This window comes from Clostridium ljungdahlii DSM 13528, assembly GCF_000143685.1.
Taxonomy (GTDB): domain Bacteria; phylum Bacillota; class Clostridia; order Clostridiales; family Clostridiaceae; genus Clostridium_B; species Clostridium_B ljungdahlii.
This window is the reverse complement of sequence record NC_014328.1, coordinates 3,713,496-3,739,213: the sequence shown is the minus strand read 5'-3', so window position 1 is coordinate 3,739,213 and position 25,718 is coordinate 3,713,496. Positions and strand designations below refer to the sequence as shown.

Sequence of the window (25,718 nt, the reverse complement as noted above, 5' to 3'; positions counted from 1 at the left end):
ATTGTGTAGGTGGTAAATTAATGGATATAAAATCACATTTTGCAGAAAAATTATCTAAATTATTATTTGTAGAAGTAAATGAAAAAAGTTTAGAAAAAATATTTAAAGTTACTTTCCCAGAAGATATATATTTGCCTTTAAGTTCTAAAAATATAGTTGACGATGTTAAAATTAAAAACAATATGGATAGAATACCAATAGGGTATTTTATTGAAGGCATGTTTTACGTATTAGGTGCAGATGAAAATTTTAAGTTTAGCAAGCAGTATAAGAGCATAATAACCGGAAATAATGAATACATTAGATTTATAAAAGGCATAATAGCAAAGAATGTTAAAAATAAAGAATATGAAGATGCCTATATATTATTAAAAGGGTTATCTACTATGGAAGATTCTATAGAAATATATGACAAACTTATAGCTATGGTAGATGAGATTAGAAAAACCAACAAAATATATAAGGAAGAGGAATTGCAAATATTAAAAAGAGCCGAATCCAAAGAAAATTATGCACTGCCATATCTTTATGAATCCCTTATTAAAAGAGAAGAGGGAGATTATGAAAAAGCATTGTTTTATATAAATAACTATGTAGGAAAAGGCGGAAAAGAAACCTTAGAAATAACAGATATGAAAGAAGAACTTAAATCTATTGTACACTATGACAGGGGAAAAGAGCTTTTGGAAGATAATCCTGAAGAAGCATTAAAATTGTTAATACCTCTTATGGATACTTTTGGAGATAATGCTTCCTTGTATTACTACATAGCAGTTGGATATAGAAAACTAGAAAATTATGAAAAGGCAATTTATTACCTAAACGATGCACTTAATATAGACAGCAGTATAGTAGAAATTGTAAATGAAATGGGCATAAATTATGCATCTATTGGAGACTATGAAAAGGCTATAGCTTATTTGAGAAAAGCATTTGAAGCCACTAGATCCGTAGAAATATGCACTAATCTTATAATGTGCTATTTGGACTCTGGAAATTTACAAGATGCAAAAAAACATCTGGAAATCGCAAAGAAAATAGATCCTAAAGATGAAGTAGTTATTGAAATAGATAACTTTATTAAGAAGATTGAAAAAAAGTAATCCTATGTAACATGAATGTGAAAGGAGATTTTAAGGTGAATGTAAAAAAAGCTATAATACCAGCTGCTGGACTTGGAACAAGATTTTTGCCTGCTACAAAGGCCCAACCTAAGGAAATGCTGCCTATAGTAGATAAGCCTACCATCCAATATATTATAGAAGAAGCAGTAGCATCTGGAATAGAAGAAATTTTGATAATAACAGGAAAAAATAAGAGGGCAATAGAAGATCACTTTGATAAATCCGTAGAATTGGAACAGGAACTGGAGAATAAAGACAAGAAAGATCTTTTGAAAATGGTACAGGATATATCAAATATGGCAGATATATATTACATAAGACAGAAGGAACCTAAGGGTCTTGGACATGCAATAAGTTGTGCAAAAACTTTTGTTGGAAATCAACCTTTTGCGGTAATGCTCGGTGATGATGTGGTAGATAGTAAAGAACCTTGCCTAAAACAGCTTATAAAATGCTATGATGAATATAAAACTTCAATTATAGGTGTACAGGAGGTTCCTAAAGAATACGTAGATAGATATGGTATAGTAAAAGGAATGTATATAGAAGATAAGGTATACAAAGTTAAAGATTTAATAGAAAAACCTAAAGTTGAAGAGGCTCCGTCTAATATAGCCATACTTGGAAGATATATAATAACACCATCCATATTTGAAATATTAGAGAACACTACTCCAGGAAAGGGAGGAGAAATTCAACTCACAGATGCCCTGAGAACTTTAGCTCAAAATGAAGCTATGTATGCATATAATTTTGAGGGAAGAAGGTATGATGTGGGAGATAAACTTGGATTTTTACAAGCCACTGTGGAATATGCCTTGAAGAGAGATGAACTGAAAAAGCCTTTTATGAAATATCTTTTGGATTTAAAAGAACAAAAGATATTTAAAGAAGTTTATGATGATATAACTTCTAATTCTCATAACAAATAGAGTTTAATAAAGCTGCATCTATAATTTTAGAATTTATGTAAAATTATAGATGCAATTTATTTAGTAACAAAAAATTAATTAATTTATCAATACTGCTGGTGAAATAGAACAGCAGTATTAAATTGTGTGATGTGTGACATTACCTGTTAAAAAATGTGTTGAATAATTTTGTTTATGATGTAAAATAGATAAAGGGAGTTTTTATATAAAATTTTTACAATAATTTAGGAAGTGTTGAAATGCAAAAAGACAAAAAACTCATAGTATACGATATATTATTTCTTATAGGTTCCTTATATTTTGCCTTATTACTTAAATTTGATTTTAATATACAGCAGGAATATATAATATTTTTAAAAATTTCAGTTATTCCTATGGTAATTATAACTTTAGTATTTAACAAAGTTTTTAATTTATACGATAGTATATGGAAATATGCATCAGTAGAAGAGTTAATTTCTATTGTATATTCTGTTTCTGTATCCAATATTATATTTGTAATTTACAGCTATTTTATAAATTATAAATTTCTTGAAAATAGGTATTATAGATTTCCATATACTGTACATATAATTTTTTGGATATTATCTGTGCTAACCTTAGGCGGTATAAGATTTATATACAGGTTACTTCAAGATAAAAGCGTAGGACAATATAAAAAGATAAGAAATAAAAGACTTCTTATAATTGGTGCAGGAGATGCATCGGCAGTGCTCATAAAAGAGATAAAGAAAAATAGAAATTTTAATTATGATGTAGTTGGACTTGTAGATGATGATGAAACAAAAAGAAAAAAGTTGATAAATGGTATAAAAGTTTTAGGAGGAAGAGATGACATACCAAGAATATGCAAAGAAAGAAGCATAGAAGAAATAATAATTGCAATGCCTTCTGCAGATATCAAGACTAAAAGGGAAATCATAAATATATGCAAGAGTACAAAATGCAAGCTTAAAACTTTGCCTGGCATATATGAAATGATAGATGGAAATTTAAATATGAGCAAATTAAGAGATGTAAACATAGAAGATCTTCTTGGAAGAGATGAAGTTAAGCTTAACAATGAAAATATAAATAAGTACATAAAGGATAAGATTATAATGGTCACAGGTGGTGGAGGATCTATAGGATCTGAATTATGCAGACAGATAGCTAGATTTGGTCCAAAGCAACTTTTGATACTAGACATATATGAAAATAACGTTTATGACGTGCAGATGGAATTAAACTATAATTATTCAAAATTAAATAAAGCCATAATTATAGCTTCTATAAGAGATGAAGATAGATTAAGAAGTATATTTGATAAATACAGACCAGAAGTGGTTTTTCATGCAGCTGCTCATAAGCACGTTCCACTTATGGAAGGTAATCCGGCAGAAGCCGTGAAGAATAATATAATTGGTACCTATAATGTACTAAAATGTTGTGATGAATTTAAAGTGAATAAGTTTGTTCAAATAAGTACGGATAAGGCAGTTAATCCAACTAATGTTATGGGAGCTTCAAAGAGATTTTGTGAAATTATGGTGCAGGCTTTTGACGAAGTTAGTGAGACGGAGTATGTAGCTGTAAGATTCGGAAATGTTTTAGGGAGTAATGGTTCGGTAATTCCACTTTTTAAAAAGCAAATAGCCCATGGGGGACCTGTTACGGTAACCCATCCTGAAATAAATAGATTTTTTATGACGATACCTGAAGCAGCACAGCTTGTAATTCAGGCAGGTGCCATAGCCCATGGTGGAGAAATTTTTGTACTTGATATGGGAAAACCCGTAAAAATAGTAGATCTGGCCAAGGATCTTATAACTTTATCTGGATATGAACCTGATGTGGATATAAAAATAGAATATACAGGTTTAAGACCGGGAGAGAAATTATATGAGGAACTTCTTATGAATGAAGTAGCTTTAACTTCCACAGAACATGATAAGATATTTGTTGAAAAACCAGCTAAAATAGATATGACTTTTGTAGAGGAGTCTATAAAACAGTTTAGAGAAGTGGTAAATGAAGATAAAGAGGAAATAATCAAACTTATAGAGGAAAAAGTACCAACCTATAAGAGAAAAAAATAGCAAAAGGATGAATAAAGCCATGAAGAATGTACTAGTTATTTCACATATGTATCCCTCATCTTCTAACAGCGTTTTAGGTATTTTTGTCCACAAACAAGTGCAAAAACTCATAAATGAAGGCTGTAGGGTAAAGGTTGTGTGCCCTGTTCCCTATGTACCAGCTTTTTTAGGGAACATAAAGAAGTATAAAGCTTACATTGATATTCCATCTAAAATGGTACTTGATGGTGTGGAAGTTTTTTATCCTAGATATATAGAATTCCCGGGAGGGCTATTCCTTCAATACTCAGGATTTTTTATGTACTTAGGTATAAGGAAAATTATAAGCAAATTGTATAAAAAGTTTAAATTCGATGTAATACATGCACATACAGCTATACCTGTAGGATTTGCAAGTATAAGTCTTAGTAAAAAGTATAAAGTGCCTTTTGTAGTGACAATTCATGGTCAGGATTTTCAATATACTATAAAAAAGAATAATATGTGTAGAAAAAATGTGACTAAGGTTTTGGAAAATGCAGACAAAATAATAACTGTCAGTAATAAACTGAGAAACATTATAGAAAAGAAGGAGCTTCTAGATAAAACAGTAGTAATAAATAATGGAATTAACCCAGAGGAATGTGTAGCAGATAAGCAGGTTGAGCTAGAGGGAGATTATGTAATGCTCAGTGTGTCTGCTTTAATAAAGACAAAGGGAATAGATTTGAATATAAGAGCTGTTTCAAAGCTTGTAAATATATATCCTACTATAAAATATTACGTAATTGGCGATGGAGAGGAATACAGAAATTTAAAAAGGCTTGTAGACAATTTGAGTTTAAATAAAAATGTGATTTTTCTAGGAAAGTTACCTCATTCTCAAGTAATAAAATATATGTCCCCAAAATGTGATGTATTTGCACTTCCAAGCTGGCAGGAAGGTTTTGGAATAGTGTATATAGAAGCAATGAATAGTGGTATACCAGTTATAGGTGTTAAAGGTCAGGGAATAGAGGATGTTATTGTGGATAAAAAAAATGGATTTTTGGTTGAACCTCATGATTTAGATGATCTAGTTTGTACTATAGATTACATATTGAGTCATAAGGATAAGGCTAAAATTGTAGGTGAAAATGGGAAGAAAACAGTATTAAGTGAATTTACCTGGCTTAGAAATGCTCAGAAAACCATTCATATATACAATGAGATTATGAGGTGAAAGAATATTGAATATTGCAATGATACTTACAAATGGATTTGATCCTGACCCCAGGGTATATAAAGAGGCGAAGTCTTTGACAAAACTTGGCCATAAAATTACTATATTATGTTGGGATAGGGAAGGAACTTATATTGATAAGCCTGAAGAAAATTTGGATGGTATAAAAATAGTAAGATTTTTTGGAAATGCCCAGTATGGAAGTGGATATAAGCAGGCTTTTAAATTTTTAAATTTTAAAAAAGATGTATATAACTATTTAAAAAATAAAGATTTTCAGGCACTCCACTGCCACGACTTTGATGGACTTTTTATAGGCTTTAGTATAAATAAAAAACTTAAGTTGAAATTAATATATGACGAACATGATCTTTTCTATCTGTACTTTTATAACAGAAAAGGATTTTTAAACAAATGTATTTATAATTTAATAATTTTAATGGAAAGACATATGTTAAAGAAAGTAGATATTCACATAGTAGTTACCCCAAAAATGAAGGAAGTTTACAGTAAAATAAGTAAAAATATTTACATAGTAAACAATGCTCCTTATAAAAATCTATTTAATAATATAGAAAAAACTCCAAGTGATAAACTTAGAATTGGTTTTATAGGATCTGTCAGATATTATGATGAAATGAAAGCATTAATTGATGCTTCTCAAAAATACAGCAAGTTTGTGCAAATAGTTGTTTGTGGAAGGGGAATATATTCTGAAAAGCTTGCTGAATATTCAAAAAAGTTTTCAAATGTAGATATAAGAGGAGCTTATCATATAGATCAATTAGAAGAACTTTACAGGAACATAGACATAACGTATGCCTTTTATCCTGGAGATACGGCTACTATATCTATGCCAAATAAGTTTTATGAAAGCATAATAACTGAAACTCCCGTTATTGCAAACAAAATTACGGAATTTGGATATGAGGTCTGCAAAAACAATTTTGGATATGGAATAGACGGTGGTAATCTTAAGGATACACTAGAGCATATCATAGGAAAACTCATAGAAGATCGGGAAGAAAAGAAGAGCATAGTAGACAATATGAAAAGATTGAAGAATAATTATTTCTGGGAAGCCAATGAACCTATATTAAGCAAAATATATGAAAAGTAAATTATTTTCATAGAATTGAAAAGGAGATTTGTATGTATAATAAGGATACAGTTTCAATAATAATTCCTGTGTACAATGAAGAAATACATATAGAAAAGTGCCTTAATTCTATAATAAATCAAACTTATGATAATATTATTGAAATATTAGTTTTAGATGGTATGTCTACTGATTCAACTAGAGATATAATAGAGAAATTTGAAAATGAGAAGATTAGAATAATAGATAATCCTAAAAAAATACAATCTGCAGGTTTAAATAAGGGAATAGAAATGGCAGAAGGAGATATAGTTGTAAGAGTAGATGGTCATGCACTTTATGATAAAAATTATGTAAGTGGATGTGTAAGCACTTTAAATAAATTAAAATCACAAAATGTAGTAAATGTAGGAGGACCTACTTATCTTTTAACATCAAAATCTTATATAGAAAATTGTATTGTATTTTTACATGAAAGTAAATTTGGAATAGGTGTAGCTAAATTTAGACAGAAAGATTACCAGGGATTTGTAGATACGGTTTGGAATGGAGCTTTTTGGAGATGGGTATTTGATAAAGTAGGACTTTACAATGAAAGTTTAGCTAGAAGTGAAGACAATGATATGAATAATAGAATATTAAAAGCTGGATATAAAATATACCAGAATAAAGATATAATATCCTATTATAAACCAAGAAGCAGTATAAAAAAGATAATATCTCAAAATTTTGCAAATGGGAAGGAAATAGGAGGTTCTTTAATTACAAACAGGGAAATAGTTAGAATAAGGCATCTTGTACCTTTAATTTTTCTTCTTACCATACTGCTGTTTGGTGCAACATATAGATTATTTTTACTCAGCAAAGTTATAGAAGTTTTAGCACTGGGGAGCTATTTCCTTATAGATATACTGGAATGTATAAAGATAGGTTCAAAGAATGGTATAAAGTATATGCCACTTATGTTTATATTATTTTTCCTACTGCATATTGCCTATGGCGCAGGAACTGCAGTTGGATTTTTTAAATCACTTGTGTTTGGTAGATCTAAATGATAAGTCATAAGTGATCAGTTAAAATAGGAGGTTTCTGGATGATACATAAAATTTACAATATGATAAATAAGGATAGCAAGATATTATCTATTATCTTATATTTATTCATAATAGCTGCACTAACATTTGGATATATACATTCAATAGAGTACTATAAATCTTTTAATTTTATAATAAATCAGGGTATTTTGAAAAGGTCACTTATTATGCTGCCTTTGTTTGTAGTTATAATATATACGGCTGTTTTTTTACTGCCTCATAGAATTGAAGAACTGACAAGTTTGTATTGGCTTTTGTTTTTAATTTTAAGTACTACACCACTTCTAATAGTATATATTATGAGCGGACTTGGAGATAGTAAAAATTCACCAGTATTTATATATACAATAGCTGCAGTAGGATTAATAGGAGTTTTGCTTACTAGTAAGTTTGATTTTAAAATACCTCAAATAAATATTAGTCCTAAAACTTTTTGGATAGGCTTAATAGCATTTATGGTAGTTGGCTATGGTTATATAATCTATAAGCTTGGAATGCCTACTAAAATAATTCAGGCTTTTAAAGATGTATATTCAGTAAGGTTGGATTACAGGGATCATGCAGGGAAATTTGTAGATTATTTTGTACAGTGGCTTGGAAATATAATAAATCCATTTATACTTGCATTTTTAATGTACAAGAGAAAATATAAACTTGTATTCATACCTTTTGTACTGCAGCTTGTGTTATATGGATATGCTGCATATAAGACTCAATTTGCAGTTCTACTCTTAGCACCGTTTTTTGGAATGATATTGAGATATGGAATAAAGAGAAGCTTTATAGAAAAAATAATGGCACTTGCCGTAGCACTTGGAATTGCAGCATTGTACCTAAAAAAATTATCAATATATTTACTCATAATAATAAGAGTGTTCTTATGGCCTTCACTTATAGCACTAGAGTATTTTGATTTCTTTTCTATGTACCCTAAGATGAAGTTAGCTCAGGGCATACTAGGACATTTCTTTAAAAATATATACAATATGGATCCTAATTTCTATATGGCTACAGTTTATTATGGAAGACCGGATATGAGGCTAAATGTAACTTGGTATGGGGATGCCTATATGAATTTTGGAATTATAGGTATAGTCATATTTGCAATACTGCTTTATTTTATAATGATAATCATAAGATCTGTAGAAAGCAAAAATATACTTTTAGTATCAACGCTTCTCTTTGGAGGCATAATGGCACTATTTAATGGGCCTATACTTACTACACTGCTCACTAGTGGATTGGGTCTTGGAGTACTTTTGGCATATTTGCTGCCTAAGGAAATATAATTAATTTTACTAAGTTTTTAGTATTGATTGCTTGTGGAGGAGTAAAGAGTGATGAAGAAGTATTATAAGGATATGGATATAGCTAGAGGAATAGGTATATTTTTAGTAGTGCTGGGACATTCGTTTCCTGATTCAGCGTTTAATGGCAGTGCATTTTATGCCTATATATATAAACTCATATATTCATTCCATATGCCTTTCTTTTTTGTTATATCAGGTTTTTTCGCCTATAAGATATATAGTATAAAGACTGTAAGAGATTATGGCAGTTTTGTTTATGGAAAATTTAAAAGACTTATGGTTCCATATTTTGCAGTGTCACTAGTGGCGGTGCCTATAAAATTATATATGAATAACTATGCTGCGAGACCGGTAAAGCTAAACAGCCTCATAACAAATATATTGATTTATCCTTTAGATATTCCAATACAATATTTTTGGTTTATATATACATTATTTTTCATATTTGCAGTCGCACCAATTTTTAAAAAATTACCTATAAATTTGACTTTAGTAATAACTTTGCTTTTTAATCTGTTGTTTACAAAGCAAATAGGTTTATTTTATGTGTATGGTGTAATTCATTATTTGTTTTACTTTTTCTTCGGAGTATATTTGAAAAATACTTACGATAAATGGAATAATATTAAAAATAAGTACGCTATAGTTTTAGTATTTTCTATAGTTCTTATGGCTATGAATGTATTTGATGTGGGAAAGGAAGTGTATCCTTACTACAACCTAGTTACATCTCTTCTCGGAAGTAGTATATTTTTAATGGTATCCCAACTCATAATGAATACTTCAGGTGGAGAATTGTTTAGAAAAGTGGGAAAATACAGCTATGATATTTACCTCTTGTCCTGGTTTTCACAAACAGGAGCCAGGGTTTTATGTTATCAAATGTTGAAATTAAATTATAGCTTTGTAATTGTAATAATGATTTTAGTAGGATTTATACCTATTTTAATATGTAAATGGATACTTAATAAAATACCTATACTAAGTAAAGTATTTTTAGGACATAAGTAAAGATGTTAACAAGCTATTTTCAATTCGTTGTATATGGAATTGATTAGTGATAAAATACTTGAAGATATAATTTACACATTAGGCATTTAAAAGAAAATAAGATAGCATACTAACTGGCTATTTCTTTGAAAATGCTTTAGGCAGTGCTTAGATGCAGGTAGGATAATTTTGGAGGAAAATATGAAGAAAGATGGACTTGTTAAAGCTGCTGGTGTAGTAATGGTAATTTCAATGGCAAGCAGGGTAATAGGATTTGTAAGGGATGCACTTATTGCCAGTGCATTTGGAGCATCTGCTAGTTCAGATGCCTACACTATGTCACTTACCATACCAAATTTGATGTTTAATTTGTTTGGAATTGCAATTACTACCACTTTTATTCCAATACTCAGTGAAACATATAGTAAACATGGCAAAGAAGAAATGTTTAAATTTGCCAATTGCATAATGAACATCCTAATGATTATTTCGTTGTTTTTATGTGTTTTAGGATGGATATTTACTACAGATATAGTTAATGTAATTTCTAATTTTAAAGGTCAAAGATATAATTTAACCATATTATTAACTAAGATGAGTATGATAAATATACTTTTTTTGAGTTTAAACAGCGGCTACACGGCAGTGCTTCAAACTTTAGACGATTTTACAGCTCCAGCATTAGTTGGAATAGCAATGAACATACCTATAATAGCTTATGTGCTAATGGGAAGTCATTATGGAATTGTAGGCCTCACAGCAGCTACTATGATTGGAAACGGACTTCAGATAGTGGTACAAATTCCATGGCTTATAAAAAATAAGTATAAATATAGTCCTAAAATAAATTTAAAAGATCCTAAGATTAAAAAAATGCTTTCATTGATTGCTCCAGTTGTGATTGGAACTGGCGTTAATCAGGTAAATGAAGTAGTTCAAAAGAGAATGGCTTCTACTCTTGTAGTAGGAAGTATATTGGCACTTGATTATGCAAATAAGTTAAATATGCTTGTTTATTTCACTTTTGCATCTGCAATAGTTACGGTTATATATCCTTCTTTATCTAGGGACGGAAGTCTTAAAAATTATGAAGATTTTAAGTCACATATAAGCATAGCAGTAAATAATATCAATATCATAGTAATACCAGCTATAGTAGGAATGTTGATACTTAGAGTTCCTGTAATAAGTGCACTCTTCATGCACGGTGCCTTTAATAAGCAGGCAGTTAATATGACTGCTGATGCACTACTTTTCTTGGTATCTGGACTGGTATTTTGGGGAATAAGAGATGTATTTAACAGAGCTTTTTACGCTATTCAAGATACTACTACACCTATGATAAATGGTGCATTAGGTGTAGCTGTAAATATAGTTATGAGCATAGTACTTGTGAAAAAGATGGGTATAGGAGGACTTACTTTAGCTACAACAATTTCTGCATTTGTAAGCTGCGTGCTTTTAGCTAAGGATTTAAGAAAAAGAGTTGGAAATATAAATGGATTTAATATGTTTAAAGTTGGAATAAAGATAATGACAGCTGCAGGTACTATGGGAGTGTGTATATTTTTAATAAATAATTTCCTGGGAAATTTACTAGGTGGATTTAAGGGACAGCTTTTGACACTCTTTATTTGCATCATAGTTGGTATAGCAGTGTATGTGATTATGCTGCTTATATTAAAAGTACAGGAGCTTGCTAATATAATAAATTTGGTAAAAAAGAAATTAAAAATTGCATAAATTTGCTAATTAATGCGGTGAAAAGGAGAAGAAAGTTCTAATGAAGAGATTTTATAAACTTATATCTGTGGTTTTGGTATTTGCACTTTTTTTAACTGGATGCACCACAGCAGATACTGCAGGTACAGGTAAAAATGACAAGGAAATAGTAATTTGGTCACATCTTACAGATCCTGAAATAGCAGAACTTAGGACTTTAGCAGATCAGTGGTCCAAAACCTCGGGATACAAGGTGATAATTCATTCAGATAAAGGAGACAACAGGGCTTATATTGAAGCATCCTTACGTAATATGGAACCAGATATAGAATTTGGAGTATCACATGACAGGATGGAAAAACTTCATAATGAAAAATTACTAGCACAGGTTCCAGATAACATTATAGATAAAAATAAATATATACCATCGGCACTTGAAACTGTATCTTTTAAGAATAAGATGTATGGAATACCTATATCTGTGGAAACCTATGGACTTTATTATAATAAGGATAAAGTTAAAAAGGTACCTAATACACTGGAAGAGCTGATTTCAATGGGAGAAAAACAGGGATTTCAGTATGATATAAATAACTTTTATTTAAGTTTCCCAATTCTTCAAGCAAACGGTGCTTATATATTTAAAAAGGAAAATGGTGATTACAACGTAAAAGATATAGGACTTAATAATGAAGCTGCAATTAAAGGATATACCATGATTCAGGATATGGTGCAGAAGTATAAGTTGATGCCCGAAAATATAGATAGTATAACTGCAAGAAACAATTTTAAAAATGGAAAAACAAGTTTCTATGTAAGTGGATCTTGGGATCTTCAAGAGCTAGATGCATCAGGACTTAATTATTCTGTAGTACCTTTCCCAAAATACAATGGTAAACAGATGACATCCTTTGTAACGGCACAAGTAGGTTATGTAAGTTCTAAGTCCCAGCATCAAAAAGAGGATTGGAGTCTTATGAAATATCTCATTAATCATTCTAGTACTCCACTTTTTAAAATAACAGGAAGAATTCCTCCGTATAAAGTGGATTACAACATAAAAGAAGTGAAAAATGACCCTAAGGAAAGAACTTTTGTACAGCAGTCTGAGTATGGGCAAATACTGCCAAATGTATCTGAGGTTCAGGCTCTTCAAAATGCAAACAAGGTAATGACAGAGCTTACTTCCAGAAAGATAACTCCAAAGGAGTGTGGACAAAAAATAGAAAAGGATATACTTGATTTTATTGTAAAAGAAAAGCAATAGTATGTATATGAAGATGACAAAGAAATTGGGTTGTATTATAATGAAAAAAGTAGAAATGATGCTAAACTAGGAGGTAAAAAGATGTCGCAGTTGAGAGATGAATTAATTCAAAAATTAGAGGATAGGAAAGCTAAGTTAGGAGTAGTAGGATTAGGATATGTAGGACTTCCACTTGCAGTAGAAAAAGCTAAAGCAGGATATGAAGTTATTGGATTTGATGTTCAGGATAAAAAAGTTGAATCCGTAAATGAAGGACATAACTATATTGGTGATATAGTGGATTCAGATTTAGAGAAATTGGTTAAGGAAGGAAGACTTAAAGCTACTACAGATTTTAGTTTTGTAAAAGATGTAGATGCAGTTTCTATATGTGTGCCTACTCCATTAGATTTATATAAACAGCCAGATATATCATATGTAGTTAGTTCCACTAAAAGTGTTGCAAAATATTTGCATAGAGGAATGCTCATAGTACTTGAGAGTACTACTTATCCAGGAACTACAGAAGAAGTGTTAAAGCCTATACTAGAAGAAGGCGGGCTTAAATGTGGAAAAGACTTTTTCCTTGCATTTTCACCAGAAAGGGTAGATCCAGGTAATAAACAGTATAAGACAAAAAATACCCCAAAGGTAGTAGGAGGATGTACTCCTGAATGTACAGAAGTGGCAGCTACATTATATAGAAACATATTGGAAAGTGAAATATATACTGTATCCTGTCCTGCAGTAGCAGAAATGGAGAAGATACTTGAAAATACTTTCAGAAATATAAACATAGGTCTTGCCAATGAAATGGCTGTACTTTGTGAAAGAATGGGAATAGACGTATGGGAAGTAATAGATGCAGCCAAAACAAAACCTTATGGCTTTATGGCTTTTTATCCAGGACCAGGACTTGGAGGACATTGTATACCTCTTGATCCATTTTATCTTTCATGGAAAGCAAAAGAATATGATTATCATACAAAATTAATAGAGACTTCTGGAGAAATAAATGATTTTATGCCAGAATTCGTAGTTGATAATGCTATGAAGCTTTTAAATGGACATAAAAAAGCTATGAATGGTGCAAAAGTACTTCTTCTTGGAGTAGCTTATAAGAGGGATATAGATGATTTAAGAGAGTCACCAGCCCTTAAAGTAATAGATCACTTGGAGAAAAATGGAGCAGAGGTAATTGTAAGTGATCCATTTATTCCTGAATTTAAACGTAATGGAAAAGTATATCACACAGTAAAATGGGAAGATGTAATAGATGAATCCGATATAGTAATTATAACTACAGATCACAGCCCTTATGATTATGAGGCTATAGCAGAAAGAGCTAAAATTGTTTACGATACAAGAAATGCTACTAAAGATGTAAAAAATAACAGAGAAAAAATTCATAAACTATAAACAAATATTACTTTTTAAGAGGTGTTTTTATGAGTAAATTGAAATTTGCCATCTTAGGATGTGGAAGAATTTCTTACAAACATGTAGAAGCTCTAGCAGCTAATAAAGATGAAGCTGTTTTAGTAGCAGTTTGTGATTTGGTAGAAGAAAAAGCAGAGCAAAGGAAAAATGAGTACATAGAAAAAGTTGGAGATGCTAAAGTAGCAGTTTATACTGATTATAAGAAAATGCTTGAAGAGCAGGATATAGATGTAGTTACTATAGCTACTGAAAGTGGATATCATCCTGAAATAGCAATGTACTGCATGAACGACAAAAAGCATGTAATATGTGAAAAACCTATGGCACTTTCAATAAAAGATGCAGATGATATGATAGAATGTTCTAAAAAGAACAATGTAAAATTGTGCGTAAGCCATCAAAATAGATTTAATAAACCAGTGCAGCAGCTTAGATCTGCTGTGGAGGAAAATAGATTTGGCAGACTTGTAAATGGTACAGCTAGAATACTATGGAATAGAAATATGGGATATTATCATCAGGCACCTTGGAGAGGAACTTGGAAGCTGGACGGTGGAACATTGATGAATCAATGTATACATAATATAGACTTACTTCAGTGGATGATGGGAGGAGAGATAGACACTGTTTATGCTCAGTGTGATACTTTCTTAAGAGATATAGAAGCTGAAGATTTTGGAGCTATTGTTATAAGATTTAAAAATGGAGCTATAGGTATAGTTGAAGGTACTGCTTGTGTTTATCCTAAAAACTTAGAAGAAACTTTAAGTGTCTTTGGAGAAAAGGGAACAGTATGCATAGGTGGACTTGCAGTAAATAAGATAGAAACCTGGAATTTTGAAGATCACAAGGATTTAGATGATAAAATATTAAAATCACAAGAGGGAGATCCTGATACTGTATATGGTTTTGGACATATACCTCTTTTCAAAGATATGATAGATGCAATAAATAATAATAGAAAGCCACTTATAGATGGAGAAGAAGGCAAAAAGGGAATGTCTATAATTTTGGCGGCTTATAAGTCAAGACTTACAGGTATGCCTGTAAAATTCCCTATGGGAGATTTCTCAACTATGGATATGGTTGGAGTGAAAAAAATAAATAGGTAGCAGTTAATAATTGAGAATGGAGGCCTTTCATTCTCAATTATTAAATATGCAGGAAAAGGAGAATATATATGTCTGAAAATTATATATCGGATACTTCAAAAGTTGGCAATAATGTAAGTATAGGAAAATTTGTAGTTATTGAAGACGATGTTACAATAGGAGATAACTGCATGATAGGTCATAATGTAGTTATACATAAGGGAAGTAAAATTGGAGCTAATGTAAGGATAGATGACAATAGCGTAGTAGGTAAAGAGCCTATGAGATCAGTAAATAGTATATTTAAAGATGAGAAAAAATTTGATCCAGCTCTAATAAAGGATGGATGTCTTATTGGAGCAGGAGTTATAGTATACTGCGGTTGTGTTATAGGTGAAAATACACTTATTGCAGATTTGGCTACAGTCAGAGAAAACGTAACTATAGGAAGTAAAACAATAATAGGTAGAGGAGCTGCTATAGAGAACTTCTCTAAAATAGGTTCTAACTGTAAAATTGAAACAAATGTATATATTACAGCTTACTCAGAAGTAGAAGACAATGTGTTTATTGCACCTGGAGTTGTAACTTCAAATGATAACTTTGCGGCAAGATCTAAGGAAAGATACAAACATTTCAAAGGTGTTACAGTAAAGAAGGGTGGAAGAATTGGAGCTCAAGCTACTATACTTCCAGGTAAGATAATAAATGAAGATGGATTTGTAGCAGCAGGCAGTGTTGTTACAAAGGATGTGGAAAAGGAAATTATAGTAGCAGGTAATCCTGCTAAACAATTTAGAAAAGTTCCAGAAGATCAACTTCTTAAAAATCAACAGTAAACTTTGCAGGGAGGAAAAACATGAAGGTATTAACAGTTGTAGGGGCAAGGCCTCAATTCATAAAGGCTGCTGCAGTATCAAATGTAATAAGAAAACACCATACAGAAATATTGGTTCATACGGGTCAGCATTATGATGAAAATATGTCAAAGGTATTTTTTGATGAACTCAATATACCAAAACCAGATTACAATTTGGAAGTGGGTTCTGGAAGTCACGGAAGACAGACTGGAATGATGCTTATAAAATTAGAAGAGATATATGAAAAGGAAAAGCCAGATTTTGTACTTGTATATGGAGATACAAATTCAACTCTTGCTGGAGCATTGTGTGCAAGTAAGCTTTTAATTCCTGTAGCTCACGTTGAGGCAGGACTTAGAAGTTTTAACAGGGATATGCCCGAAGAGCAAAATAGAGTTCTTACAGATCATTTATCTAATCTTTTGTTTGTTCCCACAGAATCGGCAGTGGAAAATTTAAAAAAGGAGGGAATTACAAAAGGCGTTTATAATGTAGGAGATGTAATGTTTGATGCAGTACTTAATTTTAAAAAGTTAGCAGAAAACAAGAATCAGATTATAAAAGAAATTGGGCTTCAGGGTAAGGAGTATATACTAACTACTATACATAGAGCTGAGAATACAAATCACATAGATAGATTAAAAAATATAGTTGAAGCTTTAAATGAATGTAATAAAGCAGTGATACTTCCCCTTCATCCTAGAACTAAAAAATATATGACAGATTATGGACTTAAATTTAATGAAAATATAAAGGTTATAGAACCTGTGGGATATCTAGAGATGATAAATCTTGAAATGAATTCTGAGAAGATAGTAACAGACAGCGGTGGAGTACAAAAAGAAGCCTTTTTCATGAAAAAACCTTGTATAACTATGAGAGATGAAACTGAATGGGTAGAAACCGTAAAAAATGGCTGGAACGTAGTAGTTGGAACTGACAAGGAAAAGATATTGGATAGCATAGTGAATTTTGTACCTAATAAGGATCAAAAAGATATATTTGGAGATGGAAACGCTTCTGGAAAAATACTAGAAATATTAGATAAATAATTTATCTGGAAATATTTGATATGGAGGTGAGGTTTTGTTTTTAGATAGATTTTTGTACGTATTGATCTGTGCTTATATAGTACTGCTTCCTCTTTTGCCGAATAAGATGGCACTAGGAAGAATAAATATTCCTCCTGCAGATTGTATACTAGCACTTATTTTGTTTGGATACTTTGTAAAACTTCTTACATCAAAAGAATGTAGAATTAGGTTTTTTTCTGGAATAAGGGATTTCATTACTAACTACCTTACTGTTTTTATGAGCATACTGGCACTTATGATGTTAGTTTCAGTAAGTTATGCGGCAGACAAAAAACTTGCACTTAGTGAAAGCTTTAGATTTATATCCTATATTATATTGTTTTTTATGATCAAATATGAATGGAATAGAAAAGAACTTTTAAATGGAATTTTAGGTTCTTATATATGCACCAATATCATAATATGTATCTATGGCATATATCAAAATTTTACAGGATTTGGACTTAGTGATAAATTCAAAAATTATGGATATACAAAGTTTAAGATAACTGCTACTATGGATAATCCTAATAATTTGGCAGCTTTCTTGATATTAGCCATATTTCCAATGATCATGCTAGCTATATATGAAAAGAAAAGGGAAAGAAAGTTATTTTATTCCTTGCTGGCAGTTTTGATGCTTTTGAATCTAACATTTACAGGTTCTAGAAATGCTATTGTTGGAGTGGCAATAGGAATGGTTATATTAGTGATTATGTATAGTCTTAAGTTTATACTACCTCTTTGTGTAATTGCAGGGGCATCTTTATTTATACCGGAAATAAGAGAACGAATAATGGCTATAAATGACCCGGTTCAAAATCAATCTAGAATATACCTTTGGAAAATTGCACAAAAGATGATAAAAGACTATCCTTTATTTGGGGTTGGAAATGGGAATTACGTTAGCTTGTATGATAAATATACGAATATATATCCTCAGTATAAATTTTATGGTTACAGTAAGTGGCCCTGCCATAATTCTTATTTAAAAATGGAGACAGAACTTGGAATTATAGGTGGAGTATCCTTTGTGGCATTGCTTTTATCTTCTTTAATTAAAGTTAAATCTTTTGTAGATACAACAAAAAATAAATTTTATAAGCATTTTTACATAGGATTTTTAGCTTCTATGGTAGCTTTTTACGTTATGAATTTAGTTGACAACTTATTCTTTGTACCAAAGACTACAACTTACTTCTGGATACTCTTAGCAGTATCTCAAGGAATGATGTACAGGGAAAAGAAAAATGAAGGCATGTTTTTGAGTTAAAGGGAATATACTGACAAATTTCATCACTATAAAAACTTTTAGTAAGTCTAAAGCTCGTATTTTGAAAATCTAAAGAAGCTTATATGAACTCGTACCTCAAACATATATAAGCTTCTAAGATTTTCTAAAATGCGAGCTAAGACTTACCAAAAAAGTTTTTAAATGTGATTTCAATTTTGTCAGATATTCCTAAGCATGATTCAAATTTATTTTACATGTATTATGTAAAATTACTAAGTTGAAAATTACTGTATACTAAAGGATGTTTTTACAATAATGAAGCTCTTTTAAATACTTAGACTTATCAAAATATTTAATGAGCTGAAGATTGTAAAAATATCCGGAGTATAAGTGAATTTTTCACTTAGGAGTTATTTGAAGTGGAGGTGAAAGATATGAAGGTGCTACAGGTTATATCAGGAAACGATGTAGGCGGCGGTGGAAATTATGTGTTGAATTTGAGTTTTTATTCAAAGGATAAATTTCAGTCAATTATAGGTACAATAGGTGGCGGAGGCCTTTATGATAAAAGTAAAAGTATGAATATAGATACAGTAAAGTTTAAAAGAGCTGTCACCTATGATAGATACTTAATAGATTATGTAAGAGAAAATCATATTGATCTTGTAAACTTTCATGGGGCAAAAGCATTTTTTATGCACTATTTTTTGAAAAATAAAATAGATGTTCCTACAGTAGCCACAGTACATAGTGATTATAGAAGAGATTTTTTAAATAATAGGATTAAATACCTGTTTTTCACTCCACTTAGTGCACTAGGGTTAGGCAGCTTTAAACAATATATATGTGTATCGGATTATATAAAAAGCCTTTTGGGTAATCAGAAATTTATAGGAGAGAAATTTGTAGTAAATAGCGGAATGGATTTTAATAGTAGAGTTATAAAGGAAAGTAGAGAAAGTATACGAGCAAGATACAATATATTAGAAAATGATTTTGTATATGTAAATGTAGCAAGATGCCATCCTATAAAAAATCAGTTATCTCTCATAGAAGCATTTAATATGTTGAAAAAGCAAATTAAAGATGCAAAGCTTATGATAGTTGGAGATGGGCCTATGGAAGAGACGCTGAGACAAAAAGTAGCACAGCTTCATTTAGAGAATAGAGTAATATTTACAGGATATAAACCCAATGCACTGGATTTTGCAAACGCAGGTGAAGTAGGAATTTTAACTTCCTTTAGTGAAGGTGGAGCACCTCCTATGACTTTGCTTGAAAGTGCAGCAGTGAAAAAATATTTCATAGCGCCAGATGTAGGAGACATAGGGAAAGTTTTAGGTGATAATTTAATTTCATTAATAAATCCTAATTCTGTAGAAGACATATACAAAAAAATGAGAGAAATTTATGAGGAAAGAAATGAGATATACCTAAAAGGAGAAAAATTATATGATGCTGTAGTTGACAAATTTTCCATAGATAGCTTTTGCACAAAATATTATAATGCTTATACTAAAATACTTTCAGAAAAATAGTTGGAGTGAAGAATATGGCAGAAAAGAAATTAATAAAAAGTTCCATTATAGTAATGCTTTTTATAATTGGCGGAAAAGTTTTGGCACTTGTAAGGGATTCCCTTATAGCTGCAAAATTTGGAGCTACCTATGTTACAGATATATATAATTTTGCATTGGGTATGGTATACCTTTTAACTACTATAAGTTACGGACTTACTACTACTTTTATACCGCTTAATTCGGAACATATCGAAAATAGCACTATAAGTGAGAGAAATAAATTTGTAAACAATGTAATAAACATAGCGTCCCTTTTTACAATAGTTCTCACAGCTGTACTCATAATATTTTCAAAGCAGATAATATATGTTTTTGGACATGGTTTTACTTCCAACAGTGTAATATTTGCTCAGTCTGTTGAAATAATAAGGATAATGTTTTTATCACTTATATTTGTAACTTTAGGGAGTGTGGTTACAGGAGTACTTCAGTCCCATAAAAGGTTTTATGAACCTGCTGCTATGGCATTTGTGTCTAACTTAGTTTATATAGTGTATTTAGTGTTCTTAACTTCCAGGTATGGTATAAAGGGATTTGCAGTAGCTACAGTAATAGGATTTTTCGCTCAATTTGTAATAAATTTGCCAAGGTATAGGAAACTTAAGTATAGATATAAATTTATATTGGACTTTAAAAATAGTGATGTACATCAGATGTTTAAGCTAATGATACCTATAGTTATAAGTACCTCAGTAGTTCAATTAAATTTGTTTGTAAATAGGTGTTTTGCAAATAATATATATTTTGGAGCAGTTACAGTCTTGGACTATTCAAATAAAGTAAGTACCTTGGCTTATGAAGTTTTTGCCATAGGTATAGCTATGATTGTATATCCTACTTTATCTGAACTAGCAGTTAAAAAGGATGTTGTGAAGTATAAGAAATCCCTTATAAGTGCTATAAATACCATAATGATAATAATGATACCTGCATCAGTGGCTATAGGAATTTTAAGAGACCCACTTATAAATTTAATTTTTAGGAGAGGGGCATTTACAGCACAAGCTGCAAATTTAACTTCCAGTGCCTTATTATTTTACTGCCCTGCGATGATTGCCTATGGAGTAAGGGATATTTTAAATAAAGCATTTTATTCTGTTAAAGATGCAAAAACCCCTATGTCAAACAGTTTTGTGGGCATAATTATAAATATAATTATAAATATAATTATAATAAAATATATGAAGGTTTCAGGGCTTGCTTTAGCTACAACTATCTCTGCAGTTATTACTACCTTACTTATGATGTGGAACTTGAATAAAAAGTTAGAAGGAATGAATATTAGAAAACTTGTTTTAAGTTTTGCTAAAATAGTTTGTTCTTCTGCTATTATGGGAATAGTTATATATGTTATAAATAATTTCTGTATGAATAAGATTTCATCTATTATGCAGCAAAGTATGATTTCGATTTTCATATCTTTTGTATTTGGCAGTGTAGTTTACTTTATATGTTTGTATTTTACTGGATTAGAAGAGTATAGGAACCTAATAAATGGACTTAAGAATAAAATTGCAAGGTAGATATTAAATATTTTGTACAAGGAAGGTGGCAGACATTACAAAAAGACGTGTTTTGGAGATGGATGTAATAAGAGCACTTGCTATAGTTGCAGTAATAGTATTACATGTTTCTGCAACTATACTGTATAGGAGCACACCTTATTCTACGACTTACAATGCTAACTTTATATTGAATCAGTTTTCAAGGTTTTCTGTTCCTGCATTTATAATTATTTCTGGAATGGGACTCACTATAAGTTATAAAGAAGGATGCGGTTATTTTAAATTCATAATTAGAAGATTTTTAAAAGTAGTACCACAGTATATAGTGTGGTGCTTACTATATATAGTCATTATAACTAAGGACTTTAACATACATACTGATTTAAACAATATAGTATATGGAAATGTATTTTATCACTTTTATTTTGTACCTTTAATTATTGAGCTTTACATAATATTTCCTTTCATATACAAATTTATGGAAAAAAAGTGGTGGCTATTACTTAGTTTTTTAATGACATCATTTTTTATTATATATACCTATTACTTTAAAGTAGTGACTCCAGATCAGTGGTTTTGGAATAAAAAAAATTTATTTTACTGGATCTTTTATTTCTCATTAGGAGGATATATGGGAAAAAATCTAGATAATATATCCCAGAAATTAAAGAAAATTAGACCTATAGTGTGTGTTATGTTTTTACTTTCAATTTTTACACTGCTGTATAGTTTTATAACGGGAAATCAGTACGGTAAAAGTATAGACTACATTACGACTTTTCAGCGTCCCTCAGTAATTTTTTATTCTACATTTTTTGTGATTTTCATATTCAGTTTTGAATGGAAGAAAGGATTGTTTATGAAAATTATAAGATATATATCAAATACTTCTTATGATATTTATTTATCCCAGGCAGGTATACTATATTTGTATACTCAATATTATATAGGAAGATATGTGCATGTGGATAATTTAAGCTTTGGTGTAAAGGCTTTTGCAGTTACATTGATAGGATCCATAGCACTCAACGAGATAAAAAAACTTTTATAAAGAGATAGCCGGATAAAGTATATGCAATATGATATAATAAGTAAAAATATAATAAGGCAGGTGAAGTAACTGATTTGTAGGTTTAAATTTACAGATCATAAAATTATGCAGACAGAAGATATAAAAATAGATGTGGATAAAGATATAAAAAGTAAATCCTTTCAATTATTTCTCAAGAGAATAGCTGATTTTATATTATCTCTTGTAGGAATAATTATACTTAGCATAGTATTTGTAATATTGGCTATATGGATTAAATTGGATTCGAAGGGCCCTGCTATTTTCAAACAGGTTAGAGTGGGTAAGAATGGAAAGAATTTTACCATATATAAATTTAGAACTATGGTAGTAAATGCGGAAAAAAAGAGAGAATTAGACATTGATCCCGGTGATTTGCAAAATTTTGTATTTCAAAGTAAGAATGATAATAGAGTGACTAGATCAGGAGCTTTTTTAAGAAAAACAAGTTTGGATGAAATTCCACAACTTTTTAATGTATTTATTGGAAATATGAGCTTGGTTGGACCAAGACCTGAAATACCAGATGTAGTTAAATTTTATCCTGATTCGTATAAACAAAGATTACTTGTAACACCAGGAATAACGGGATTGGCACAAGTAAGCGGAAGAGGAGAAATAGAGCTTGGAAAGACCGTATATTATGATTTAATGTATATAAAAAAGTTTTCGCTGTGGATGGATATAAAAATCTTACTAAGGACAGTCTCATCTGTATTTAAAAGTGAAGGTGCATTTTAATATGTTTACAAGATTGTTAAAATATAATGTGTTTAATGGAAGTAAGATGGAGCTTATGGAGTATATAGAGAAGTTTTCTAAAGTAAACATAGTTTCTGGTAATCCAGAAGTACTCTATAATGGACTAAAAGATAATTTACTATTGACTAGTTTTACGGCAAGTCGAAGTGTAATAATTCCAGATGGAATTGGAACACTTTTGGCTTCTAAAATAGTGAAAGTGCCTATAAAAGAAAAAATAGCAGGTATAGAAATAATGGAAGAAGTAATAAAAAAATGTAGTAGGGAAAATAAACCTATATATCTTTTAGGGGCTAAGCAGGAAATACTTGAAGGATGCAAAGAAAATCTAAAACGGAAGTATCCTAAGATTAACATAGCCGGAAGTCATAATGGATATTTTGATCTAGAACATTGCGAAGATATAGTGTGCGATATAAAGAAAAGCAATGCTTATGCACTTTTTGTAGCTATGGGTGCTCCCAAACAGGATATATTTATAGCAAGGAATATGGACATACTTCCATGTAGGGTGTATATGGGTGTAGGAGGAAGCTTTGATGTTTTGGCGGGAAAAATTAAAAGGGCTCCAAAATGGATGATAGAACTAGGACTTGAATGGTTGTACAGAGTTTGCAAGGAACCTTATAGAATAAAGAGACTTTCTTCTATACCCAAGTTTTTATTAAAGGTTGCAGAATATAATAAAAAGTAAATGTTAAATTATGAAAACTTATATTTAAGGCTGTGTGATACTTAGTTATCAATGGCCTTAAAATTTTAAATTTTATCTTCCATTATATCTTTAAAATTAATACTCTCTAGTTCGTTAATTAGAGTACCCTGTACCTTTGAAAGAGCATTGTGCACACCACAATGTCCTTTTTTATGGGCATTGCAATGCTCCGTATCGTATAGGCATCTGTTTAAGTAAATAGGCCCATCTATAGCCTCAATAATATTTCTTAAAGTAATATCTTCAGGCATACGATTTAAAGCATAGCCTCCATTAACTCCTCTGAAGGATTTTACTATACCCGCTTGAGTCAGTTTTCTTAAAAGTTTAAGAAGAAATCTTAGAGGCACATTTTGATCTTTAGCTATGGTTTTGGCTTCAATTTTTTTACCGTACCCCAAATTTGACAAATAAAGTACAACTCTAAATCCATAATCTGATTCCTGTGTAATTTTCATAATATCTCCCCAAACATAAATATATTTACCTAGTTCAAAATAATGTAAATTAGGTATAACATACAGTTATATACAAGTTAATTATACCTAATTTACAGAACATTATAAAGTATAATATAGTTAGAAAAGATATTTTTAAGGCAATTTATCCAAACCCTCTAAAACATACCCTTTATTTTTCCAGTCTTTTATAAGTGAATCCAGTATTTCAGAGTTTGTTTTTGATACTGCGTGAAGTAAAATAATGGCTCCATTATGAGTCCTGCGACTTATCATTTTTTTTGCTTCCACAGGTGAAGGCTGTTTTTGTCTATTCCAATCATTGTAGGCAAAACTCCAAAATATGGTTTTGTATCCTAATTGCTTGGTATAGAATAAGGATAATTCACTGTATTTTCCCATAGGAGGTCTAAAGAATTTAGGCATTTCTTTACCTGTAATTTCTTTATAAGTATTTTCTGTTACTGTAAATTCTCTTTCAAATCTTATAGGATCTTTTGCAGCATCTGCCATTGAAGGATGTTTTTCTGAATGATTGCATACTAGGTGCCCTTCATTTACCATTCTTTTTACAAGTTCCGCATTATCTTTTATATAAGGGGTAGTAACAAAGAAAGCGGCCTTAACATTGTTGGATTTTAATATATCTAACATCTTAGCAGTATATCCGTTTTCATAACCTTCGTCAAAAGTAAGATAAAGTATTTTTTTTGAAGTATCTCCTAAATAATATCCAGAGTATTTGTTTAAGAGTTTTAGTATATCTGCAGGTTCCTCTGAAGGCATACCAGAATTATTAGGCTTGAAAAACCAATTTTTTTCTCTTCTATCTAAGTTTTGAGTGTTTAGATTTTTTAACCTAGAAGGAGCATTATTATCATCTAGAGTAGTTATGCTTTTTGTATTTGTTAAAGTAATTTTTCCTACCTGGTAGCCTTTAACACTATAAGGACATAGAAAAATTGTACATAGGAGAAATATGGACACAAACTTTTTATTCAAATATAATCACCTACCTTATAAGATATATTTTATGGTATACTTAATTTAATAATTTATACTTGAGATTAATAGAGATTGTAAGAAAATTATAGCAGGGAAACGTTGTATAGCGATGTTTCCCTGTAATGCATAT

Annotated in this window: 22 protein-coding genes; 20 read left to right on the top strand and 2 right to left on the bottom strand. The window is 30.6% G+C overall.

The window, feature by feature from the left end; genetic code table 11:
• The first annotated feature begins 20 nt into the window (after window positions 1-20).
• From CLJU_RS16860 to CLJU_RS16765, 20 genes are all read left to right on the top strand, one after another.
• The gene (locus CLJU_RS16860; RefSeq protein ID WP_013240048.1) at window positions 21-1,103 is read left to right on the top strand and encodes a tetratricopeptide repeat protein; all 1,083 of its coding nucleotides are present in this window, start codon (window positions 21-23) and stop codon (window positions 1,101-1,103) included.
• A gap of 35 nt (window positions 1,104-1,138) precedes the next feature.
• Window positions 1,139-2,056 carry a UTP--glucose-1-phosphate uridylyltransferase GalU gene (gene galU, locus CLJU_RS16855; RefSeq protein ID WP_013240047.1) on the top strand — a complete coding sequence of 306 codons (918 nt, stop codon included), beginning with the start codon at window positions 1,139-1,141 and terminating at the stop codon, window positions 2,054-2,056.
• Between the two features lie 239 nt (window positions 2,057-2,295).
• Window positions 2,296-4,134, top strand: coding sequence for a nucleoside-diphosphate sugar epimerase/dehydratase (locus CLJU_RS16850; protein ID WP_013240046.1), 1,839 nt, complete (start codon window positions 2,296-2,298; stop codon window positions 4,132-4,134).
• Window positions 4,135-4,153: 19 nt separating this feature from the next.
• On the top strand, window positions 4,154-5,335 hold the full coding sequence (locus CLJU_RS16845; RefSeq protein ID WP_013240045.1) for a glycosyltransferase: 1,182 nt from the start codon (window positions 4,154-4,156) through the stop codon (window positions 5,333-5,335).
• A 7-nt stretch (window positions 5,336-5,342) separates the two neighbouring features.
• A complete protein-coding gene (locus CLJU_RS16840; RefSeq protein ID WP_013240044.1) occupies window positions 5,343-6,455 on the top strand; it encodes a glycosyltransferase in 1,113 nt (370 codons plus the stop codon).
• Between the two features lie 32 nt (window positions 6,456-6,487).
• Complete coding sequence (locus CLJU_RS16835; RefSeq protein WP_013240043.1) at window positions 6,488-7,489, top strand: glycosyltransferase family 2 protein; 1,002 nt, start codon at window positions 6,488-6,490, stop codon at window positions 7,487-7,489.
• 38 nt (window positions 7,490-7,527) lie between these two features.
• Window positions 7,528-8,817 carry an O-antigen polymerase gene (locus tag CLJU_RS16830; protein ID WP_013240042.1) on the top strand — a complete coding sequence of 430 codons (1,290 nt, stop codon included), beginning with the start codon at window positions 7,528-7,530 and terminating at the stop codon, window positions 8,815-8,817.
• Window positions 8,818-8,868: 51 nt separating this feature from the next.
• The gene (locus CLJU_RS16825) at window positions 8,869-9,849 is read left to right on the top strand and encodes an acyltransferase family protein (protein WP_013240041.1); all 981 of its coding nucleotides are present in this window, start codon (window positions 8,869-8,871) and stop codon (window positions 9,847-9,849) included.
• Window positions 9,850-10,029: 180 nt separating this feature from the next.
• Window positions 10,030-11,571 carry a murein biosynthesis integral membrane protein MurJ gene (murJ, locus tag CLJU_RS16820; protein ID WP_013240040.1) on the top strand — a complete coding sequence of 514 codons (1,542 nt, stop codon included), beginning with the start codon at window positions 10,030-10,032 and terminating at the stop codon, window positions 11,569-11,571.
• Window positions 11,572-11,611: 40 nt separating this feature from the next.
• A complete protein-coding gene (locus CLJU_RS16815; RefSeq protein ID WP_013240039.1) occupies window positions 11,612-12,817 on the top strand; it encodes a sugar ABC transporter substrate-binding protein in 1,206 nt (401 codons plus the stop codon).
• A gap of 81 nt (window positions 12,818-12,898) precedes the next feature.
• Entirely contained in the window at window positions 12,899-14,215 is a 1,317-nt protein-coding gene (locus CLJU_RS16810) for a nucleotide sugar dehydrogenase (protein ID WP_013240038.1), read from the top strand.
• Between the two features lie 29 nt (window positions 14,216-14,244).
• Window positions 14,245-15,348 (top strand): Gfo/Idh/MocA family protein, encoded by a 1,104-nt coding sequence (locus tag CLJU_RS16805; protein ID WP_013240037.1) that lies wholly within the window; start codon window positions 14,245-14,247, stop codon window positions 15,346-15,348.
• Window positions 15,349-15,416: 68 nt separating this feature from the next.
• Complete coding sequence (locus CLJU_RS16800) at window positions 15,417-16,166, top strand: acyltransferase (protein WP_013240036.1); 750 nt, start codon at window positions 15,417-15,419, stop codon at window positions 16,164-16,166.
• 20 nt (window positions 16,167-16,186) lie between these two features.
• Window positions 16,187-17,239 carry a non-hydrolyzing UDP-N-acetylglucosamine 2-epimerase gene (gene wecB, locus CLJU_RS16795; RefSeq protein WP_013240035.1) on the top strand — a complete coding sequence of 351 codons (1,053 nt, stop codon included), beginning with the start codon at window positions 16,187-16,189 and terminating at the stop codon, window positions 17,237-17,239.
• A gap of 34 nt (window positions 17,240-17,273) precedes the next feature.
• Window positions 17,274-18,533 carry an O-antigen ligase family protein gene (locus CLJU_RS16790; protein WP_013240034.1) on the top strand — a complete coding sequence of 420 codons (1,260 nt, stop codon included), beginning with the start codon at window positions 17,274-17,276 and terminating at the stop codon, window positions 18,531-18,533.
• A 395-nt stretch (window positions 18,534-18,928) separates the two neighbouring features.
• Window positions 18,929-20,032, top strand: coding sequence for a glycosyltransferase (locus CLJU_RS16785; RefSeq protein ID WP_013240033.1), 1,104 nt, complete (start codon window positions 18,929-18,931; stop codon window positions 20,030-20,032).
• Between the two features lie 14 nt (window positions 20,033-20,046).
• Window positions 20,047-21,597 carry a murein biosynthesis integral membrane protein MurJ gene (gene murJ / locus CLJU_RS16780; protein WP_013240032.1) on the top strand — a complete coding sequence of 517 codons (1,551 nt, stop codon included), beginning with the start codon at window positions 20,047-20,049 and terminating at the stop codon, window positions 21,595-21,597.
• Window positions 21,598-21,622: 25 nt separating this feature from the next.
• The gene (locus CLJU_RS16775; RefSeq protein WP_013240031.1) at window positions 21,623-22,630 is read left to right on the top strand and encodes an acyltransferase; all 1,008 of its coding nucleotides are present in this window, start codon (window positions 21,623-21,625) and stop codon (window positions 22,628-22,630) included.
• 105 nt (window positions 22,631-22,735) lie between these two features.
• Window positions 22,736-23,389, top strand: a complete 654-nt coding sequence (locus CLJU_RS16770; protein ID WP_013240030.1) for a sugar transferase — start codon at window positions 22,736-22,738, stop codon at window positions 23,387-23,389.
• 1 nt (window position 23,390) lies between these two features.
• On the top strand, window positions 23,391-24,104 hold the full coding sequence (locus CLJU_RS16765) for a WecB/TagA/CpsF family glycosyltransferase (RefSeq protein WP_013240029.1): 714 nt from the start codon (window positions 23,391-23,393) through the stop codon (window positions 24,102-24,104).
• A 65-nt stretch (window positions 24,105-24,169) separates the two neighbouring features.
• Here CLJU_RS16765 and CLJU_RS16760 read toward each other — a convergent pair whose 3' ends face one another.
• Both CLJU_RS16760 and pdaA read right to left on the bottom strand, forming a co-directional pair.
• On the bottom strand, window positions 24,170-24,583 hold the full coding sequence (locus CLJU_RS16760) for an RrF2 family transcriptional regulator (protein ID WP_013240028.1): 414 nt from the start codon (window positions 24,581-24,583) through the stop codon (window positions 24,170-24,172).
• Window positions 24,584-24,718: 135 nt separating this feature from the next.
• On the bottom strand, window positions 24,719-25,585 hold the full coding sequence (gene pdaA / locus CLJU_RS16755) for a delta-lactam-biosynthetic de-N-acetylase (protein ID WP_013240027.1): 867 nt from the start codon (window positions 25,583-25,585) through the stop codon (window positions 24,719-24,721).
• Window positions 25,586-25,718: the final 133 nt, after the last annotated feature.

Excerpts from the sequence above, each read along its gene's own strand:
- CLJU_RS16860 (WP_013240048.1), top strand. The coding sequence starts at position 21 with ATGGATATAAAATCACATTTTGCAGAAAAATTATCTAAATTATTATTT.
- CLJU_RS16850 (WP_013240046.1), top strand. The coding sequence starts at position 2,296 with ATGCAAAAAGACAAAAAACTCATAGTATACGATATATTATTTCTTATA.
- CLJU_RS16845 (WP_013240045.1), top strand. The coding sequence starts at position 4,154 with ATGAAGAATGTACTAGTTATTTCACATATGTATCCCTCATCTTCTAAC.
- CLJU_RS16835 (WP_013240043.1), top strand. The coding sequence starts at position 6,488 with ATGTATAATAAGGATACAGTTTCAATAATAATTCCTGTGTACAATGAA.
- CLJU_RS16830 (WP_013240042.1), top strand. The coding sequence starts at position 7,528 with ATGATACATAAAATTTACAATATGATAAATAAGGATAGCAAGATATTA.
- CLJU_RS16825 (WP_013240041.1), top strand. The coding sequence starts at position 8,869 with ATGAAGAAGTATTATAAGGATATGGATATAGCTAGAGGAATAGGTATA.
- murJ (WP_013240040.1), top strand. The coding sequence starts at position 10,030 with ATGAAGAAAGATGGACTTGTTAAAGCTGCTGGTGTAGTAATGGTAATT.
- CLJU_RS16815 (WP_013240039.1), top strand. The coding sequence starts at position 11,612 with ATGAAGAGATTTTATAAACTTATATCTGTGGTTTTGGTATTTGCACTT.
- CLJU_RS16810 (WP_013240038.1), top strand. The coding sequence starts at position 12,899 with ATGTCGCAGTTGAGAGATGAATTAATTCAAAAATTAGAGGATAGGAAA.
- CLJU_RS16805 (WP_013240037.1), top strand. The coding sequence starts at position 14,245 with ATGAGTAAATTGAAATTTGCCATCTTAGGATGTGGAAGAATTTCTTAC.
- CLJU_RS16800 (WP_013240036.1), top strand. The coding sequence starts at position 15,417 with ATGTCTGAAAATTATATATCGGATACTTCAAAAGTTGGCAATAATGTA.
- wecB (WP_013240035.1), top strand. The coding sequence starts at position 16,187 with ATGAAGGTATTAACAGTTGTAGGGGCAAGGCCTCAATTCATAAAGGCT.
- CLJU_RS16785 (WP_013240033.1), top strand. The coding sequence starts at position 18,929 with ATGAAGGTGCTACAGGTTATATCAGGAAACGATGTAGGCGGCGGTGGA.
- murJ (WP_013240032.1), top strand. The coding sequence starts at position 20,047 with ATGGCAGAAAAGAAATTAATAAAAAGTTCCATTATAGTAATGCTTTTT.
- CLJU_RS16770 (WP_013240030.1), top strand. The coding sequence starts at position 22,736 with ATGCAGACAGAAGATATAAAAATAGATGTGGATAAAGATATAAAAAGT.
- CLJU_RS16765 (WP_013240029.1), top strand. The coding sequence starts at position 23,391 with ATGTTTACAAGATTGTTAAAATATAATGTGTTTAATGGAAGTAAGATG.
- CLJU_RS16760 (WP_013240028.1), bottom strand. The coding sequence starts at position 24,583 with ATGAAAATTACACAGGAATCAGATTATGGATTTAGAGTTGTACTTTAT.